Source organism: Bifidobacterium subtile (assembly GCF_000741775.1).
GTDB classification, from domain to species: Bacteria; Actinomycetota; Actinomycetes; order Actinomycetales; family Bifidobacteriaceae; genus Bifidobacterium; species Bifidobacterium subtile.
The window spans coordinates 245,031-261,803 of the sequence record NZ_JGZR01000007.1 but is presented as its reverse complement, the minus strand read 5'-3'; the positions used below and the strand labels follow the sequence as shown (position 1 = coordinate 261,803).

The 16,773-nt window shown below is 58.7% G+C and carries 15 protein-coding genes, 1 tRNA gene and 1 pseudogene; 12 read left to right on the top strand and 5 right to left on the bottom strand.

Annotation, left to right across the window (positions count from 1 at the left end):
- Window positions 1-206 precede the first annotated feature (206 nt).
- The gene (locus BISU_RS08025) at window positions 207-1,214 is read left to right on the top strand and encodes a CobW family GTP-binding protein (protein WP_024464035.1); all 1,008 of its coding nucleotides are present in this window, start codon (window positions 207-209) and stop codon (window positions 1,212-1,214) included.
- A gap of 139 nt (window positions 1,215-1,353) precedes the next feature.
- Window positions 1,354-1,842, top strand: coding sequence for an LURP-one-related/scramblase family protein (locus tag BISU_RS08020; RefSeq protein WP_024464034.1), 489 nt, complete (start codon window positions 1,354-1,356; stop codon window positions 1,840-1,842).
- 368 nt (window positions 1,843-2,210) lie between these two features.
- Here the strand turns inward: BISU_RS08020 and BISU_RS13200 are convergent.
- Together BISU_RS13200 and BISU_RS12950 are read right to left on the bottom strand one after the other, a co-directional pair.
- A pseudogene (locus BISU_RS13200) lies at window positions 2,211-3,446 on the bottom strand (cation:dicarboxylate symporter family transporter); the annotation flags it as partial.
- Window positions 3,447-3,461: 15 nt separating this feature from the next.
- Complete coding sequence (locus BISU_RS12950) at window positions 3,462-3,605, bottom strand: hypothetical protein (protein ID WP_202805574.1); 144 nt, start codon at window positions 3,603-3,605, stop codon at window positions 3,462-3,464.
- 939 nt (window positions 3,606-4,544) lie between these two features.
- Between BISU_RS12950 and BISU_RS08010 the strand changes: the two genes are divergently transcribed.
- The 4 genes from BISU_RS08010 to BISU_RS12110 all read left to right on the top strand — a co-directional run bounded on the left by BISU_RS08010 (window position 4,545) and on the right by BISU_RS12110 (window position 6,881).
- Window positions 4,545-5,498 carry a GlxA family transcriptional regulator gene (locus tag BISU_RS08010; protein ID WP_202805573.1) on the top strand — a complete coding sequence of 318 codons (954 nt, stop codon included), beginning with the start codon at window positions 4,545-4,547 and terminating at the stop codon, window positions 5,496-5,498.
- A 63-nt stretch (window positions 5,499-5,561) separates the two neighbouring features.
- Entirely contained in the window at window positions 5,562-5,744 is a 183-nt protein-coding gene (locus tag BISU_RS08005) for a hypothetical protein (RefSeq protein ID WP_152599033.1), read from the top strand.
- A 2-nt stretch (window positions 5,745-5,746) separates the two neighbouring features.
- Window positions 5,747-6,355, top strand: coding sequence for an HD domain-containing protein (locus BISU_RS08000; protein WP_024464032.1), 609 nt, complete (start codon window positions 5,747-5,749; stop codon window positions 6,353-6,355).
- Window positions 6,356-6,707: 352 nt separating this feature from the next.
- Window positions 6,708-6,881: an SDR family oxidoreductase gene (locus BISU_RS12110; RefSeq protein WP_202805571.1), complete on the top strand. Its 174-nt coding sequence runs from the start codon at window positions 6,708-6,710 to the stop codon at window positions 6,879-6,881.
- A 283-nt stretch (window positions 6,882-7,164) separates the two neighbouring features.
- Here BISU_RS12110 and BISU_RS07995 read toward each other — a convergent pair.
- Together BISU_RS07995 and BISU_RS07990 are read right to left on the bottom strand one after the other, a co-directional pair.
- A tRNA-Ala gene (locus tag BISU_RS07995) sits at window positions 7,165-7,237 on the bottom strand.
- A 225-nt stretch (window positions 7,238-7,462) separates the two neighbouring features.
- Window positions 7,463-8,614: a hypothetical protein gene (locus BISU_RS07990; RefSeq protein ID WP_024464031.1), complete on the bottom strand. Its 1,152-nt coding sequence runs from the start codon at window positions 8,612-8,614 to the stop codon at window positions 7,463-7,465.
- 247 nt (window positions 8,615-8,861) lie between these two features.
- Between BISU_RS07990 and BISU_RS07985 the strand changes: the two genes are divergently transcribed.
- From BISU_RS07985 to BISU_RS07970, 4 genes are all read left to right on the top strand, one after another.
- The gene (locus BISU_RS07985; protein ID WP_081672767.1) at window positions 8,862-9,701 is read left to right on the top strand and encodes a DUF1287 domain-containing protein; all 840 of its coding nucleotides are present in this window, start codon (window positions 8,862-8,864) and stop codon (window positions 9,699-9,701) included.
- 187 nt (window positions 9,702-9,888) lie between these two features.
- Window positions 9,889-10,293: a pyridoxamine 5'-phosphate oxidase family protein gene (locus BISU_RS07980; RefSeq protein WP_024464029.1), complete on the top strand. Its 405-nt coding sequence runs from the start codon at window positions 9,889-9,891 to the stop codon at window positions 10,291-10,293.
- 463 nt (window positions 10,294-10,756) lie between these two features.
- Window positions 10,757-11,548 carry an SOS response-associated peptidase gene (locus tag BISU_RS07975; RefSeq protein ID WP_024464028.1) on the top strand — a complete coding sequence of 264 codons (792 nt, stop codon included), beginning with the start codon at window positions 10,757-10,759 and terminating at the stop codon, window positions 11,546-11,548.
- Window positions 11,549-12,652: 1,104 nt separating this feature from the next.
- A complete protein-coding gene (locus BISU_RS07970; protein WP_024464027.1) occupies window positions 12,653-13,330 on the top strand; it encodes an HAD-IA family hydrolase in 678 nt (225 codons plus the stop codon).
- A gap of 226 nt (window positions 13,331-13,556) precedes the next feature.
- Here the strand turns inward: BISU_RS07970 and BISU_RS07965 are convergent, their stop codons facing one another.
- Window positions 13,557-14,516: an aldo/keto reductase gene (locus BISU_RS07965; RefSeq protein WP_033502476.1), complete on the bottom strand. Its 960-nt coding sequence runs from the start codon at window positions 14,514-14,516 to the stop codon at window positions 13,557-13,559.
- A gap of 191 nt (window positions 14,517-14,707) precedes the next feature.
- Between BISU_RS07965 and BISU_RS07960 the strand changes: the two genes are divergently transcribed.
- On the top strand, window positions 14,708-15,814 hold the full coding sequence (locus BISU_RS07960; protein ID WP_161787725.1) for a permease: 1,107 nt from the start codon (window positions 14,708-14,710) through the stop codon (window positions 15,812-15,814).
- Entirely contained in the window at window positions 15,811-16,563 is a 753-nt protein-coding gene (locus BISU_RS07955) for a TIGR03943 family putative permease subunit (protein ID WP_024464024.1), read from the top strand. Before BISU_RS07960 ends, BISU_RS07955 begins: the two co-directional genes overlap by 4 nt.
- Window positions 16,564-16,773 lie beyond the last annotated feature (210 nt).

The window sequence follows — 16,773 nt, the reverse complement described above, 5'->3', positions numbered from 1 at the left end:
TCGCGTTTGCTTTTTCCAGCACTCATCCTAGCGAAGACACCAGCCAGCGGCGACAGGCGCCGAGCGTGCGCGGCACGCGGTTCGTTACGCCTTGCGCCTAACCAAAGTCCGCATACATTTATCAAGAATGATTATCATGTATACGAGGAGGATGCCATTTAACTCGTACAACTCATACCAATGCATGGAAAGCTCCTGTTATCACCTTGACCGGCTACCTGGGAGCCGGCAAAACGACGCTGCTCAATCATCTGCTGCGCAGGCCGGGCGCACGCATCGGCGTCATCATCAACGACTTCGGCAAGATTAACGTCGACGCCGCGCTGGTCACCGGGCAAGTGGATGAAGCCGCCTCGATTTCAGGAGGATGCCTGTGCTGCATGCCGGACGGCGGTGGATTGGATGACGCGTTGAAAAGCCTTGCACGACCGAAGCTGCGGCTCGACGCGATCATCATCGAGGCCAGCGGCATCGCCGATCCGATCGCTTTGGCCCGCATCATACATTTCAGCAGCGCCCCGCATATTCGTCCCGGCGGCATCGTGGAGCTGGTTGACGCCGTCGAGCATTTCCATTCGGTCGACGTATCCGACGAGCCGCCCGCCAGATATGCCGCTACGAATCTCATCGTCATCACCAAAACCGATCTGCTTGCCGAATCGCAGCGTGAGGCAATTATCTCGCGCATCAGGCAGCGCGTCCGTATGCGCAATCCCGACGCCCAATTCGTCATAGCGGACCGAGAACGCATTGATTCCGATCTGGTGTTCGACGTGGCCTCGGACGAAGACCCGGTCGATGAGCTGCCCATCGCGCAACTCATTCGCGACAGCACCCCCGAGTCCGAAACGCACGAGCATCATCACGCGCATTCCGTATCGCAGGAGCTGACCGAAGCGGTCAGCCCTTCAGCGCTTATCGAGTTGTTGGAGAATCCTCCGGCCGGAGCCTATCGCCTGAAAGGGCGCGTGGCCATACGCGAGCGGCGCAAGGCGAACGGCGCAGCCGGGTACGTGGTCAATCTCGTCGGACGCTCGATCCACATCGCGCCTATGGCAAGCCCTGCACGCCCTGGCGAGCTCGTCGCCATCGGCATGCATCTGGACGTTGAGGAGGCGCGCCGGCGATTCGATGCGCTCGCGCACACGCCAGCCGATCAGCCCGATCCGATGGGGCTGCGGCACGTGCACCGCTATGCGCGATTGAGCCGGTAGCGGATTCCATGGCAATACAGCGCATCTGCCGAAGGCCATGCCATCTGCATGCCGCACGTAAAAAGCGAATCCAGCACCGCCTTCGAAAGCATGTTCCTCTGTTAGGCTTGGGTCATCAGCCATCACGATGAGGACGGTTATGCAGCAGCTCTATATCAAACAGCAGGTGTTCACGCTGGCCGAGCATTTCACGGTCGCCGACGCCGGAGGCAATGTGCGCTACCGGGTCGAGGGCAGCTTCCTGCGCATCCCCAAGTCCTTCTCCATCACCGACCCATTTGGCGTCGAGGTGGCGCGCCTGGAGAAGACCGTGTTCAGCCTGCTCCCCCATTTCAGCGTGTTCGTAGGCGGCATGCAGGTCGCCAGCATCGATAAGGAGCTTTCGCTGTTCCGCCCACGCTACCGCATCGATGCTGCCGGACTCAATGTTCAGGGCGATTGGTGGGATATGGAGTTCAGCGCCTCTCGCGCCGGCGTCGAAGTCGCCCGAATCAGCAAACGCTGGCTCTCTTGGGGAGACTCCTACGAGATCACCGTGTTCGACGACGCCTTGGAAACGCTTATCGTTGCATTGGTGGTCGCCATCGACAAGGTGAAAAACGACGAAAACTCCTCCGCGAGCGCGTGACGACGCAGCCCTAAGGGCGCGGTCACCAGGCGAGCAGATGCAACTCGGCATGGCGACTGTTGAGATTCCGACAAGCACTGGCGGACCCTCGTCATCGCCGTCATGGCATTGAAGGAAGGGCTTGAGGCGTGGAAAGGCGACTCGTGCGCCACGCCAGTCTCGCAGCTGACCGAACAGGACGATGCGCACGACAGGCAATAACGTCACCTATGAAAATTTTCGCTTGGCGTCCTCTCGCAACCATTGCCCAACAAAACAATCCCAGCACAAGGCCCTCACGGTGCAATTTGGGCAGCGAATCCTGCGACCCGCTGCCCAAACGACCAGTTGAACTCATTGCCCCAATGTGTGAAGCGCAGCCTCCGAACTTACGCCAGAGCCGGCTGCGCTGCTACCGGCGCCTTGGTTTCCTCTATGGCATCAATCTCGACCTGATCGACGTCCTTCGAGGCGAAGGTCGCCCGCATCTGGTCGTAATCGAGCTCTTTCTCCCATCTCGAGACGACGAAGGTCGCGACGCAGTTGCCGAGCAGGTTGACGGACACGCGCATCGAGTCCATGATGCGATCGGCGCCAAGCAGCAGCGCGACGCCGGCAACGGGGAAGATTCCTAGCGCCGTGGCCGTGGCCGACAGCGCGAGGAAGGACGAGCCGGGAACTCCGGCCATGCCCTTCGAGGTGAGCATGAGCACGCCCATCGCGGCGAGCTGCTGGCTGAACGTCAGGTTGACGCCGAAGGCCTGCGCGAGGAACAGCAGCGAAATCGAAAGATAGAGCGCTGCGCCATCGAGATTGAACGAATAGCCCAGCGGCACGACGAGGCCGGTAACCGAACGCGGATTGCCTGATTTCTCGAGCTTGGCGATCATGCGAGGCATGACGGCCTCGGTTGACGCGGTACCGAGGGCAAGGGCGAATTCAGGACGCGCGTACTTGATGAACTGCCCCAGCGGGACGCGTGCAAACAGCCAGGCAATGCCGAAAAGCAGCGCGATGAAGATGACCGCCGCGCCGTAGCAGGAGGCGATGAGCACGGCATAGGTGCCGAGCGTCTTGAGGCCGTATTGGCCGATGATGTAGGCCATGGCGCCCAATGCGCCGAGCGGCGCGACGCGCATGATTCAGCCCATGATCTTGAAGATGACCTCGAGGAAGGAATCGAACACGTCCAGAATCGGCTTGCAGCGCTCCTGCCCGATGGCGATGACCGCAATGCCCACGAAGATCGCGAAGAACAGCACCTGCAGCAGCGTGTTGGTGGCGAAGGCATTCACCACGCTGTCGGGGATGATGTCAAGTATGAAGTCCGCAGCGCCGCGCGGCTCCGTGCCGCCGGCCGTTTTCTTGGCGATGGCGTTCGGGTCGAGCGTCGAGGGATTGATATTCAATCCCGCTCCGGGCTTCACGATGTTTCCCACGACCAGGCCGAAAAGCAGCGCGAATGCCGAAGCGGACAGGAAGTAGACGAGCGCCTTGGTGCCGACTCTGCCGACCGACTTGGCATCGCCGACGTGGGCGATGCCGGTTACGATGACGAGGAAGATAAGCGGCGCGATGAGCATCTTGATGAGCTTGATGAAGCCATCGCCCAGCGGCTTGAGCGCCGATCCGGCATCAGGCTAGACGGCGCCTATCGTAACGCCGACGATGATGGCTAGGATGATTTGGAAGAACAGCGACTTGTAAATCGGCTTTTTGACTTTAAGCTGCTTGTCCTGCCCTTCTACGAAGAGCCCTTCTGATGTTTTGGTTCGTTTCCCCACGATGCTTCTCCTCTGAGTTGTCTGAACGCTGTAATTATTCAAGCATTCAGTAAAAAGGATGAAACCGCTTCGGTATTTCCAGTTCGGTCATGCTTTGTAACCGCCGTGTAACAGGGATATGAAGACGCCTAGCATCATTGCCAAATTGGCTTGCTGGTATAGCAGCTATACCAGCAAGCCAATCTATGACGCCTCCGCGGGCTCGGAGCTTCCCGCGCCGGCTGCGCCAGCCATCGTTCGTTTCAGCGTCAGCAGCCCTATGGTGCTGATCAGGAACGCCGCGGCGCATAGCACCCACATGATCAGATATCCCTCAACGTCTGCCGTCCTGCTGCCGATCGGGGTCAGTGCGCCAAGGACCGCACCGAACAGTGCGCCGCCCGTCGAATCCCGTGCGCTGCGAGTCAGCGCTCAGAAACGTGGTCAGCGGCGACTGAGCTTCATGAATGTGCCGAAACCTCGGCGCTGCTGGAATGATGGATGATGGCGAAATCGCATGAGAGTCATGGGGGGACACGAGCGCCGCCGGTGACTTTTGTGAAGTTGCAGGCGGCGCCTCATTCGTTCGGAAATTCGGCGTTCATGGGTGTCTCATGGGCTTGGTTTGCCCGATGCCGATGTCCGAAAATATAACGTAAATGTACGTTTCACGCGTTACGGCAAGCAATTCGGTTTGGTTTCCGCCATGTAACCTGGCCGCTAATCTGACCGCACGAGACACGCTTGCCGTGTGCATGGGACGGGTGTCTTTCTCCGCACACCCGTTCGCACACTCATTTCTGAGCGTCATTTTTGCAGATATCGGTTTTTGAGGATTCGCATATCGCTATTGTTTTGTCTTGTTGACCGGCAAGAATCTGATATAAGGTTTCCAGTCTGGCCGGATCCTAAGGTATCCGGTTTTAGCGTGGCGGTGATTCAATGGTGCGGCGAATCGGCATGTTGATGTTCGATGGCATGAATATGCTCGACATCGCCGGGCCTTCCGAAGTGTTCACCGAGGCGAATTCGTTCGGTGCGGAGTATGGCATCACCTATGTGACCGTCGATGGACGCGACGTACGAGCCTCCAACGGCTTGAACATGTCAGCCGATGGCGGTGCATTCGACGACCGGCGATGGGATACGGTTTTCATTCCGGGCGACGACCGCTTTCCGAAGGGGCCTGAGCCGGAAGCTTTGGTTCGGGCGACGAGATTTCTGGCTGACAGGGCAGGCCGGTTGGCGTCGGTGTGCACCGGCGCTTTCCTGCTTGGATCGGCAGGCCTGCTCGACGGCAGGAAGGTCACCACGCATTGGCGGCATGCGTCGGAACTTGCGCGTCGATTCCCGATGGCACATGTGGAACCTGATCGCATTTTCGTGCATGATCGCGATCTGTATACGTCAGCCGGCGTGAGTACTGGCATTGATTTGGCATTGTCGCTGGTGGAAACGGATTACGATGCTGCTTTAGCGAGGAAGGTGGCGCAGTCGCTGGTGATCTATTTGCGTCGTTCCGGAGGACAATCCCAGTTCTCGTCTCTGTTGGATGACCGGGAACCCTCGCAGCCAGCACTTCAGATGTTGGTTGACTCCGTGCGTTCGGCCCCCTCACAGGAGTATTCCGTTGATCGGCTGAGCGCTCTTTCGCATATCAGTCCACGTCAGCTAACGAGGCTTTTCCGCAGGGATTACGACACCACGCCAATGCGGTTCGTGCAGCATATACGCATCGGATTGGCGAAATCACGTCTTGAGGCAGGCTATTCGGTGACGATGGCCGCGCAGCTCTCGGGATTCGGTTCCCCGGAATCCATGCGAAGAGCCTTCATCAGATATCTGCACGTGTCCCCGCGCGAATATCAGCGCCGATTCGGCATTACACAGCCCCGAGTGCCCAAAACGTCCTAAATTGTGGGATGCATGGCACGGACGGTGGTGCGTTGGCGGGCCAGCAGTGCGATGCTCACATGTATGAGCACAGCACGGATAGCAGCCATCACCATTCCAGACAGCGGTCTCGTTCGTAATGTCACGGCGATGATTCGAGATATGACCAACCAGCTGATCCACGATCATTCTAGGCGTGTTTTCCTTTTCGGCAGCCTGCAAGCTCGGGCGCTGCGTGTCATCCCTGATCCGGAAAGTGGCATGTGACTATGCGACCCGTTGACTTCCCAGCGCCAAGCACGCGGGCCTCCCTTGCCGCGCTGCAGCTCGCGCAAGCCTATTATTCTCCAGCCATGCTCAACCATGTGCAGCGTTCCTGGCTGTGGGCCGAGGGATTCGCCGAGATTGAGGGCCGCGGCGATCACGATCGGGAACTTGTCTATGTGGTGGCGATGCTGCACGATATCGGGCTGGCCAAGGCGTTTGACAACGCGACCTTGTCATACGAGGAAGCAGGCGGTCATGTTGCGGTTGCGTTGACGACGGGTGCTGGATGGCCTGCGGCCCGACGACAGCGAGTCCTGAATGTGATCATCGAGCACAACTGGGATTCCGTCGATCCCGCATTCGATGAGGAAGGGTATCTGCTGGAGGCAGCCACCGGACTGGACATCTCGGGCAAACGAGCGTCGAATCTGCCGGCCGAGTTCATTGATGATGTTCTTTCAGCCTATCCAAGGGGCACGTTGCGCAGCGAATTCGGCGACTCGGTGGCCGACCAATCAAAGCGAAAACCCGCCACTTCCGCGCACCGGCTCATCGTCAACGGGCTCATCGGGCATCTTGCTCATCATCTCCTGGAGATGTGGGGCGAATAAAAACTGGCGACTCGGCAAAGATACGTAAATAACTTCTCAGGCAACGCTGCATTATCCGCTGAGAATCAACATTTCAAGGCGTGAAAAACGGCAGATATACCTTCCGGCACAGGCCATAGCGTATGTGAATAAAGACGTTACAGGGCCGATGATCAAGCTTACACTGCCTAATTATCGCTTTTACATTAAGAGTACATAAGCTCAGGAATCAGGTCAGTACGGATGGAAGAGCTTGTTCAGGCTTTCGACATCGATCAGCGCGTGCCGTTTCGTTGGTTTGTAGTATGTCACTTCCCGGAATGCGTAAGATTTTCGACGCGCTGGTCGAGTCGTTGAGCATGCCCACGAGCTGGTGGCGCTCAGATTGGGTGAGCGCCGTGAGGCTCTGATCGCCGTGACCCACACGAAACGAGCCGTCACGCCCGAGGACGTAGCCGGCCTCGCGTTCTTCCTCGCCGGGCCGGACGCCCGGCAGATCACCGGCCAGACCATCCACCTCAACGGCGGCGCATACACCACCCGATAAATGAGCGCCATCCCGCCAAGGAGCAAGGAATTCTTTGCCATCATCAGGGCCACCACCTCCCGCGACGGCTACCTCGAGAAGGTCGCCCAGCGATGGTAGACGCCCGACCCCGCCGACTGCTCCTTCCGGGTTGACCTTCGGCGCAGCTGCACGGACCCTCGGTGGATATAACCCTCGACTTGACCGGAACGAAACCGAAGTTCCGAAAGCTGCTTAGCATAGGAAACTATCAGATACGAAAAAACCGCAGAATCATTGAGATTCTGCGGTTTCTAGAGGTTTGTGGAGCTAGGGGGATTCGAACCCCCGACCCTCTCCATGCCATGGAGATGCGCTACCAGCTGCGCCATAGCCCCGAACTTCACTTATGTGGTTCGTTTTGAACCTTTGATAGGTTACAACACGTCTCTTGTTCCGGCAAACCGGCGTGTCGAGCGGACGCGGAAACGCCAGCCAGCGATCATGGAATCCTCTTCACATAAGTAGCACCCTGCCGTCTAGCCCTGTCATCACCTGCAGTTCGGGCCTAGTTGCACAGCGATACTGCGCCAGACCCGAATCAGGCAATCAACGCAGAATCCCTATCGCGACGAATCGGGAATAAGCTCTTGCGTCTGGGCGGACGAATCGGCATCCGAAGCACCGGTATTTGACCCCTTCGCTCCGCTACCCGTCGTGGAACCGGATTTGTTGGAGCCTGAAGTTCCTGAGCCAGTGGTGCCGCCGCTCGTGCCCGATCCATTGGAACCGGACGACCCGCTATTCGATCCTCCGTTCGAACCGCTCGTGCTGTTTGAGCCGTCGGTGGTGCCGGAACCATTGGAGCCATTGCTATTGGAACCTGAATCGGAATCAGAGCCGGTCGACCCGGTACCAGAAGTTCCTTCGGAGCCGGATGACGTGGAGCCGTCCGATGAACCGCTGCCGCCTGTGGTGTCGTTGCCGTCGTTCGTGGTCCCCTTGTCGGGCTTGGCTGTTTTATCGGCGCTGCTGCCGGATTCGCCGCTGCCGGGGGTCGACCCGTCGGCGCTGTCGGATGAGGGACTTGGCGTCTGCCCGGTCCCTGTGCTCGCGGACGGCGCCGGTGTCTTGTCGACCTTGGAGCTGTCTACGATATTGCGCACATAGTTATCGGTCCCCTTCCCTTCGGTCACCAGCATGATGATCGCCGAAGTCAAGCCGACAGCGAGCAGGGCGCTCACCACCGCCACGATGATGGCAATTTTGCGACGACGATGCTGATCGGCATTGGAAAACGCACCATGCTGCGAATCCTCTCCGGAATTACCAAGCTCCCCAGCGTGCCAGTCGCCCGCATCCGCTCGCGCCTCCTGGGAAGAGACAATCCGCGGCTTTGCGCCCTCTTGCGCAGGCAGAACACCAGTCTTGTCGCCTGTCTCATTCGTCTTCGCGTCTTCTGCGTCCACGCTGTCCGATGGCTCCACGCCGATCGCCGCAGTGGGGTCGGATTCAGCCGACTGCCCGCTCTCGCCTTCTTGGTTGCGCCCGTTGTCGGAGGCGATGAAAGGTGTGACCGTCTGGATTTTCTTAGTCGAAACTTTGAATACGTTCTGATATATCTGCGATGCCACCGCCGAAACCACCGAGCCGACCGCGACTCCGATGACCGAGCCGGCGACGCCTATTTTGGCTGACAGCAGGAACGCCGTCACAGCTGCCAGCGCACCCGCTCCAATCTGCGTAAATGAAATGCCTTTGAAAAAATTTCTCACAATGTACGAGGGTAATATCTACCTCTGTAAATATCCTCTGCGTTGAGTAAAACCGCCGAATCCTTACAACGCACGCACAACTTGCGGACGCCCGACCTATCGAGGCGTTTCGCACAGAAATCTGCAGCGTAAGGGTTTGCGCATAGATAAATGGTGTCGTCACGCCCGATGACCAGGCATCTCGCCTTTGGCATGACCCACGGATACTCTTGAATTCACAAGCTGCACGACGTCGGAGGGGACGTATATGAGGCACAACATGACGGAGTTCAGCGAAACGGGATCTGCCACGCCAAAGCTCAGCGATGCGCACAGAGCGCACAGAGCGGACGGCATCCATCAGCGGCGGGCGCGACGGCGCACAGCGTTGGCCGTCGCGCTCGCAATGCTGATATGCGCGGCCATAGTGCTGGGGGCATTCGCAGTGCTGCGCCCGCGGCTGTACCACGATCCCTCATCAGGAGAATACATCGCAAACGGCCCATCCGCTGCTGCACCGGCCTCTGTGCTGCACAGCAGCGTGGACCATGACGGCGACGGCATCGACGACTACAGCGACATCGTCCAAGGCGCCCGTCTGGACGTCAAGATCCACCCCGCCTATGATTCGGGCTATTATCAGGGCGGCTACCCGCCCGCCGATCGAGGCGCCTGCACCGACGTGGTGTGGAGGTCGTTCAAGAACGCAGGATACGACCTCAAGGATATGGTCGACGCGGATATCGCCGCGGACCCGGCGTCATATGCAAATGCCGCCGCTCGCCCCGATCCGAATATCGATTTTCGGCGCGCTGGAGTATTGGATGTTTTCTTCTCGAAATACGGACAACGTCTGAGCACCGACATCGCCGACCACGACGCGTGGCAGCAGGGAGACATCGTCATCTTCGAGAACATCAAGCATGTCGGCATCATCTCGGACCGGCGCGACGGGCAGAACATACCCCTGGTGCTGCACAACATGGGCCAACGCGAGCGCGAGAACGACTATCTGTCATTCCGCAAGCACATGCAGGTCACCGGGCACTACCGTTTCGACGCTTCGAAGGTCCCGCCCAGCGTGCTCAGGCCTTGGCACGACAGCTAAAACTCTACCGCTTACATCCGCCGACGAACTGGGTCGCCTCACGTGACGGCTAGGAGCGATCGCTCGTCCGAACAGACGCAGGGCAAGTGTTATTCTCCTTACTTTTGCGGGGTATGTCCTTGCCGTCGCGAAGCCTGCGGCTGTATGCTGGACCGCGATAAAACACTAAGCCGAAAGGAAGCTTATCATGGTTACTTTGACCCCTGAGATCAAGGATTTCCTCGCCAATAACCTGTGCTGGATCGCCACCGTCAGCAAGGACGGCGAGCCTGATCTCGGCCCGAAGATGTCGATGTTCGTGCTCGACGACAACCACCTCGCCTACCATGAGCGCACCGCCGGCCAGCATTTCCAGAACCTCAAGGACGGCAGCAAGCTGGTCATCGCCTCGGTGAACTTCGCCGAGAAGAAGGGCTACCGCTTCCGCGGCACCGTGACCCTGCACACCGACGACGACATCTACGAGGCCCGCGTCAAGGTCGCCGAAGAGGAAGGCACCAAGAAGCCCGCCGCCGTACCGGTGCTCGAGATCACCGAGATTCAGGACCTTTCCGCTGGAGCCAAGGCCGGCACCACGATTTCGAAGGACTGATTGGTCTGCTGTTCTGCGGCCGGTTAATGTTGATTCGCAACCGGTCCTAACCGCTGGCTCTGCCCCCTGACCAACGTCGATTCGCCTTAAGACTCTGCGCTGGCGAATGATTGATAGCAGGTAGCGGTAACAGATGGCAGAAGGCCCCGTGAAGCATACGAAGCCCACGGGGCCTTCTGCTATGTAAGGTTTATCCGTAAGGCCTATCCATGCCGTGGACGGTGCCATGCGTACCCTTTTGTACGCTAACGAATCTCTACCGTTCAAAAGACGACGCAAATTGGCCCAGAAACGTATCATTACGTACACTAGCCAAGAGTTAGCGTACAAAAGACTACGCAACTCGCCTGCATATGCGCGAAATGCAGGCCCACATCGCGCAGGAATATGGATAGCTGCAGTGTCCTGTGATGCACTGCACTGCACCACACTGTGCCGTACTGCGCAAGGGAGGTGAATCGCCATGTGCCGAGCGTTCGCCGCCGATCTCGACTGGGACGACGTTGCCGCGCATTTCGGCGTCTCTGCCATTGACAATGAGAATGTCGGCACTGATAACACCATTCATCATTCCGCAGCGGCACTCCCCTCGCTCACCTTCCATGCCACGCCCAAAACCGACATTGCCGTTGTCGCCGGCGATGCGCAAGGCCGCCGCCACCTGCGTGCAGCCTACTGGTCGCTGATTCCGAGGTCATCGCAGACCATTGATCTGAGCTACCCCACCTACAACGCGCGCATCGAAACCGCAGCAAGCAAGCCGACCTACGCGCCCTCGGCCGCCTCGATGCGCGCAGTCATACCGGCCAGCGGCTACTACGAGTTCAAAGGCGAACATCCGTTCTACTTCCACGCTCCCGACGACGCTCCCCTATTCATGGCAGGCCTGTACTCGTGGTGGCGTGCGAACGTACGCTCGCCGTGGCGCTTGACCGCCACGATCCTCACCCGTGATGCAGTCGGGGCGCTGTCCAGCGTCCACAACCGCATGCCCGTTCTGCTTCCCGATGACATGCTCGATGACTGGTTCGCACCGCACGCCACCAGTGGCAACGCCGATGCCAATCCCGACGCAACCTCGCTGCCTGCCGCGGCAAACGACGCCACCGCATCACTGTTAGTCGAAGCGAACGACGCCAGTGGCGAACTCTCTCAGCAACTCGTCTTCCACGAGGTCGCTCCACTGCACGGCGACGGCCCACAGCTCATCGAACCGGTACCCAGCTGGCATCAAGGCTCCGGCCTGTTCGACTGAACAGAACGGCCATACGAACAGATGTTCGATTCATTTTCCCCACCTTGGAATCGAAGACTATCGAGTCATTCCACGGGATTCGTATTTTTGCCGAGTAGAGCGACGGGCAGCGATTCGCCGACATTGCCCAGACTGGCGAGCTGCAGCTGCATAATCAACAAAGCACGAAGATACGGCCAGACGCATGGCATCAGCATGTCAACATCCAATGTTCCACTGTAGGCGACTACATACGTGACTTTCGCCGCTGCCTCAAGCTTTTTGCCAGCCTTGGCATCCTTCCCGGACTCGGACGTCTACTCCTTCTGCGAGCTGATTCTGGTCGACGCGCCATACAACCACGGCTGTCGCTGCCACAGCCGCCTCTACGTTTGAAACTCGCCTTGTGACGCTGATGACGAGGCTTATTCGTGCCGCTTATTCGATGTCATGCGCCATCCCCGTCTCTTCGCGAAATCTATTAGGCACTTTCCCTCGCAAAGACACCCACATGGGCCCTTCCGAGGACATTGCCACGTCGCTCAGATTGGCGGAATTGCAACAGTCTTGCGAAGGGCGCGATGCGCGCATACTTTCGGCAGGTGCCTAATAGATGAAAAAAGTGCTTAATAAACGCTTATGCCACGCTGATGCCGCAACCATCAGGCGAATACCATGCCTGCGCCGCGCAAGTCGCCCTGTCTTGCACAAATTACTCCCGCACAACTCCCGCATGTCATCTATTCAGCACTTTTTTCGTCTATTAGGCACTTGCCGAAGTAGACAGTGAATCCGGCATAAGCATTTTCGCAGAATACCGCCGTTTCTGCGGCCCACCGCACAACCGTCCTACCGCACTCGAGCGCATATTTCGCAAAAAGTGCCTAATAGATTTTATTGTCTTGAGTCCTAGTGAAAGTCACAGGCGCATCCTAAAATGGCGATGAACAACGGCTTCCAACGATGAAGCCGACTAGCGACAGGTCAGGCAGCACTCCATAAAGAGCTTCACCAGCCTGCATAACGCAGGGAACAGGCGCGCGATACTATCAAGCGCAAGAACGACAGTGAATCTCGTATGGTTCAGATTATTCAGATTACTCAGATTGCGAAGGATGTGACGGTTTGATCATTACCTTTGATTGCTATGGGACATTGCTGGATACGTCACCAGTCAGGGCACTTATCGCGACGATGGCGCAGGACAATGGCATCGATTCGGCGTTGGCTGTCGACCTGTTTAGCAGCTGGGAGGACCGGCTGATGTATGCGGATGCGGTCATTCCGTACGAGCAGCTCATCAAAACAGCTTTGGGCTATATGGATATGGAGCTGCGCAGCGAATCGCTGTTTGCGAGCCACTATTCCTTAATGTTGGAAGCATTTTGCAGTCTTCAGGCTTTCTCCGAAGTCAAGCCGGTCCTTCGGAAATTGCAGGAATCAGGCCATGAACTCGTGCTGATGTCCAATTCGTCGCGCAACATCATGAAGCACAACCTGCGGGTGCTGGACAATGTCTTTCAGGAGGTCATTCTTCCTGAGCAGACGCACTGCTACAAGCCTGCGCCGGAGTTCTTCCGATACGCGCAGAAAAAGCTGGATTTGCGAGGCAAACTCCATCTGCATGTCGCCAAAGGCTTTTGGTGGGACATCGTCCCCTGCCATGCCTTGGGTTGGCACTCGATCTGGATTAACCGCGATGGTCTGCAGCCGTTGCCGGGCATCCGGCCGACCTATATGCTGCCGAATCTTGCTAACCTGCCACCCTTAGTGCAGCGTGCATCGGTTCGCAATCGCGCCTAAACCGGCGCATCGGCGTTATGTGTGGCGTTATGAGAGGGCTGCGGAGGTCTATCTGCATTACGTGAGGCGCTATTTCGTGGAGCGTCGAGTACTAGGCATTCCAAAGCCGCCATTTTCAGCCAGCGATACTCGAGATGCCAAGGAATTAACGCCTCACATAACGCAGATAGACCTCCGCAGGAGTGAATTAACGCTACACATAACGAAGATGCACCGCGAACCAGCCTCACCGCATCAACGGGGCCGAGGCAGTGTCCAAGGCGTTCATTTCCTCGTCGCTTAAGCTAAGTCTGGTCGCGGATATCAGCGCGGGCAGCTGCTCAGCGGTGCGAGCCGAGGCGATCGGGGCGGTGACTTGCGGACGCTTGAGCAGCCAGGCAAGCGATACCGTGGCGATGGATACTCGATGCGCCTTGGCTATGGCGTCCAACACGTCGATCAGCGCGTAGCCCTTGTCGTTGAGATACGGCGCGACATCGCCTTGGCGAGCCTTGCCCTCAGCGTCGGCGGACGAGCGGTATTTGCCGGTCAGGAAACCCGAAGCCAATGAATAATACGGGAACACGGCGAGATTCTCGCGGCGGGCAACCGGCAGCAGATTGGTCTCGTAGTTGATACGGACCACCAGATTGTAGTGCGGCTCCAGCGCCACTGGCAGCGCATACCCACCTTCGCGGGCGATGCGGAACCATTCCTCGATGCGCGAGGCCGTGTAGTTCGACAGTCCAATCGCGCGGACCTTCCCCGACCGCACCAGCTTGTCGAAAGCTTCGACGGTCTCTTCAAGCGGCGTGCTTTCATCGTCGAAATGGGCGTAGTACAAATCGATGTAGTCCGTGCCCAATCGCAGCAGCGAAGCGTCGGCGGCTGCGGCGATATTCGCCGCCGAAAGCCCGGAATACTGCGGATGCTGGCTGACCTTGGTCGCTACGACCACCTTGTCGCGATTGCCGCGCACTGCCAGCCAGCGCCCCAGAATCGTCTCGGATTCGCCGCCGGCATTGCCCTCGACCCATGCCGAATACACATCGGCGGTATCGATGAAATTGCCCCCGGCCGCCACATACCCGTCCAGCACCTCTCTGCTGGCGGTTTCGTCGCTCGTCCATCCGAAAGTATTGCCGCCCAGCGCCAGCGGGAAGACCTCAAGATCGCTGCTGCCTACATTCATTCGTTGCGTACTCATCGTCGCGTCCTTTCCTCAGAGTTTCGACCACGCCCATCACCGGTGAGCGCGTATTCTATCGCCGCATTCGGCACCATCGCTTCCCCTCATTGTGTCGCTAATGATGTTACGATGCGAAGTTCGGCTGAGCGAGAACTGCCCGCGAAGCGCAAACAGGCACGCTCTTAAGTCGTATGGCCTACAATGACTCTGTGATTCGCGCAAAACACCAGTTCACTTTCCAGGGCGTTATGGTAGCGACCCTGCTGATGGGCGCCGCCATCACCGCTTCGCCGCTTATCGACGCCACAGGATTCCCGCTCACCTCGATTCTCAAAGGCGCCGTAGGGCTGCTGGCCCAGGCCTTCCCGTTCCTGCTGATCGGAGTGCTCGTCTCCGGCGCGATCGCCGCTTTTCTCACCCGCGATTTTATCGAACGCCGCTTCCCGCAGTCCCTCGGCGCAGGCATGGCCGTGTCTTTGGCCGCCGGATTCGCCATGCCGGTATGCGATTGCGCGACGGTTCCGGTCTTCGCCCGCATGGTGCGTAAAGGCATTCCGCTGCCCAGCGCCGTGGTGTTTCTGTGCGCGGCTCCGATTATCAATCCAGTAGTGATCTGGTCGACATGGTTCGCATTCCCCGACCGCCCCGTGCTGACCTTCTCCCGAGTCGGCTTGGGCGTACCCGTATCGTTGGCGATAGGGGCGAGCTTTGCGCTGTTCCCTCCTCGCCGCGATGTTCTGCACCCGGGAATCGACGGCGGCGACGTTGACGGCCACGCGCCTGGTTGCCACTCCCCTGCCTGCGAAGGAACCTATAACGCAGTGGGCGGGAGCAGCGCCCCGGAACTCAATATCGCTGACTCCGATATTCCGACGCCGAACGCCCCCGCACCAGACGTTGGCGTCATGACGCGGTGCGTCGCAATGCTGCGTCACGCGCACGATGATCTCTTCCGCGTCGTGCCCTACATGCTTGCCGGGATCTTTCTCGCGTCTTCCATTCGCGTGCTGTGGGGAGCGAATCCGCCCGAATGGCTCACGCGCCACGGCGTGGTGCTGTCCATCCTGATCATGATGGCTCTGGCATTTCTCAGTTCGCTGTGCTCCTCCTCGGATGCGGTGATCGCACGCGGCTTCGCCACGGTGTTCCCGACTCCGGCATTGCTCGGCTTCCTTGTTTTCGGCCCGATCATGGATGTCAAGAACGTGCTCATGCTCACGTCGATGTTCTCTCGGCGCTTCGTGGCGCGCCTCGCGCTGACGGCAGTCGTGGTCGTCTTCATCGCAGCAGTGCTATTCGCAGGAGTCGTTCAGTGAGCGGCGAGGAAACGATTCGACGCGCAAAGCCCAATGCCATCGACCGGATCGAAGGCTTTATCCTCTTCGCATTCTCCGCGGCTGTCACGGCATTCGTGACCTCGGGACGCTATATATCCTTTGTGACGCCACGCACCATGCCCTATCTCTGGTTCGCGGCACTCGTCTTGCTGGCGCTTTCGATAGCGGCCTGGTTTGGCGCCTTCCAATGCACGCGGGACTCGCTGGGCCGAATTCTGATCGTGGCCGTGCTGCCGACGCTGCTGCTGTCGCTGCCGCTTGATTCCGCGAACGCTTCGACCACGGGGGCAAATCGCGCCATCGCCATCAACGCTTCCACTGCGGCCGCATTGCCGGGCCTGGACACCGCTGCGAAGACCATCACAATACGAGACGACGATTTCGGCTCCTGGTTCGACCGCATCGACCGCCACTCCGAGCAATATCTCGGCTACACGGTGATCGTCGAAGGATTCGTCTCCCGCGATTCGTCCCTAGGCCCGTCGCAGTTCTCCACTTCGCGCATGCTCATGACCTGCTGCGTGCTGGATATGACGCCTTTCGGCTTGGTGACAGATACGTCGGCGATACCCAAGGCGCTGCCCAGCGACAAGGCATGGGTGCGGGTGACCGGCACGATTGCCAAGGGGCGCATCGGCACGGCCTCGCACGGCTATGACGGGCTGATCGTGAAGGCGAAGTCCGTTCACGCCGCGAATGAGACTCCCAACGGGTACTTCTACCGATGATCAGATGATCACAAGCTGCTGCTCGATTGCCGACACTCCGCTAACGACTGTTTTGTAGCGCTTCCCCACTGCTACCCTACGATACGGGCGCTATGCGTCCTCAGCGGCAGTTGCGTAGCACCATGCAACAACAATTAACGCTACGCGATATGCTCCCACATCACCCGTCTATCGTCCGATTGGGACGTCGGCCCTTGCCATCCATCGCAT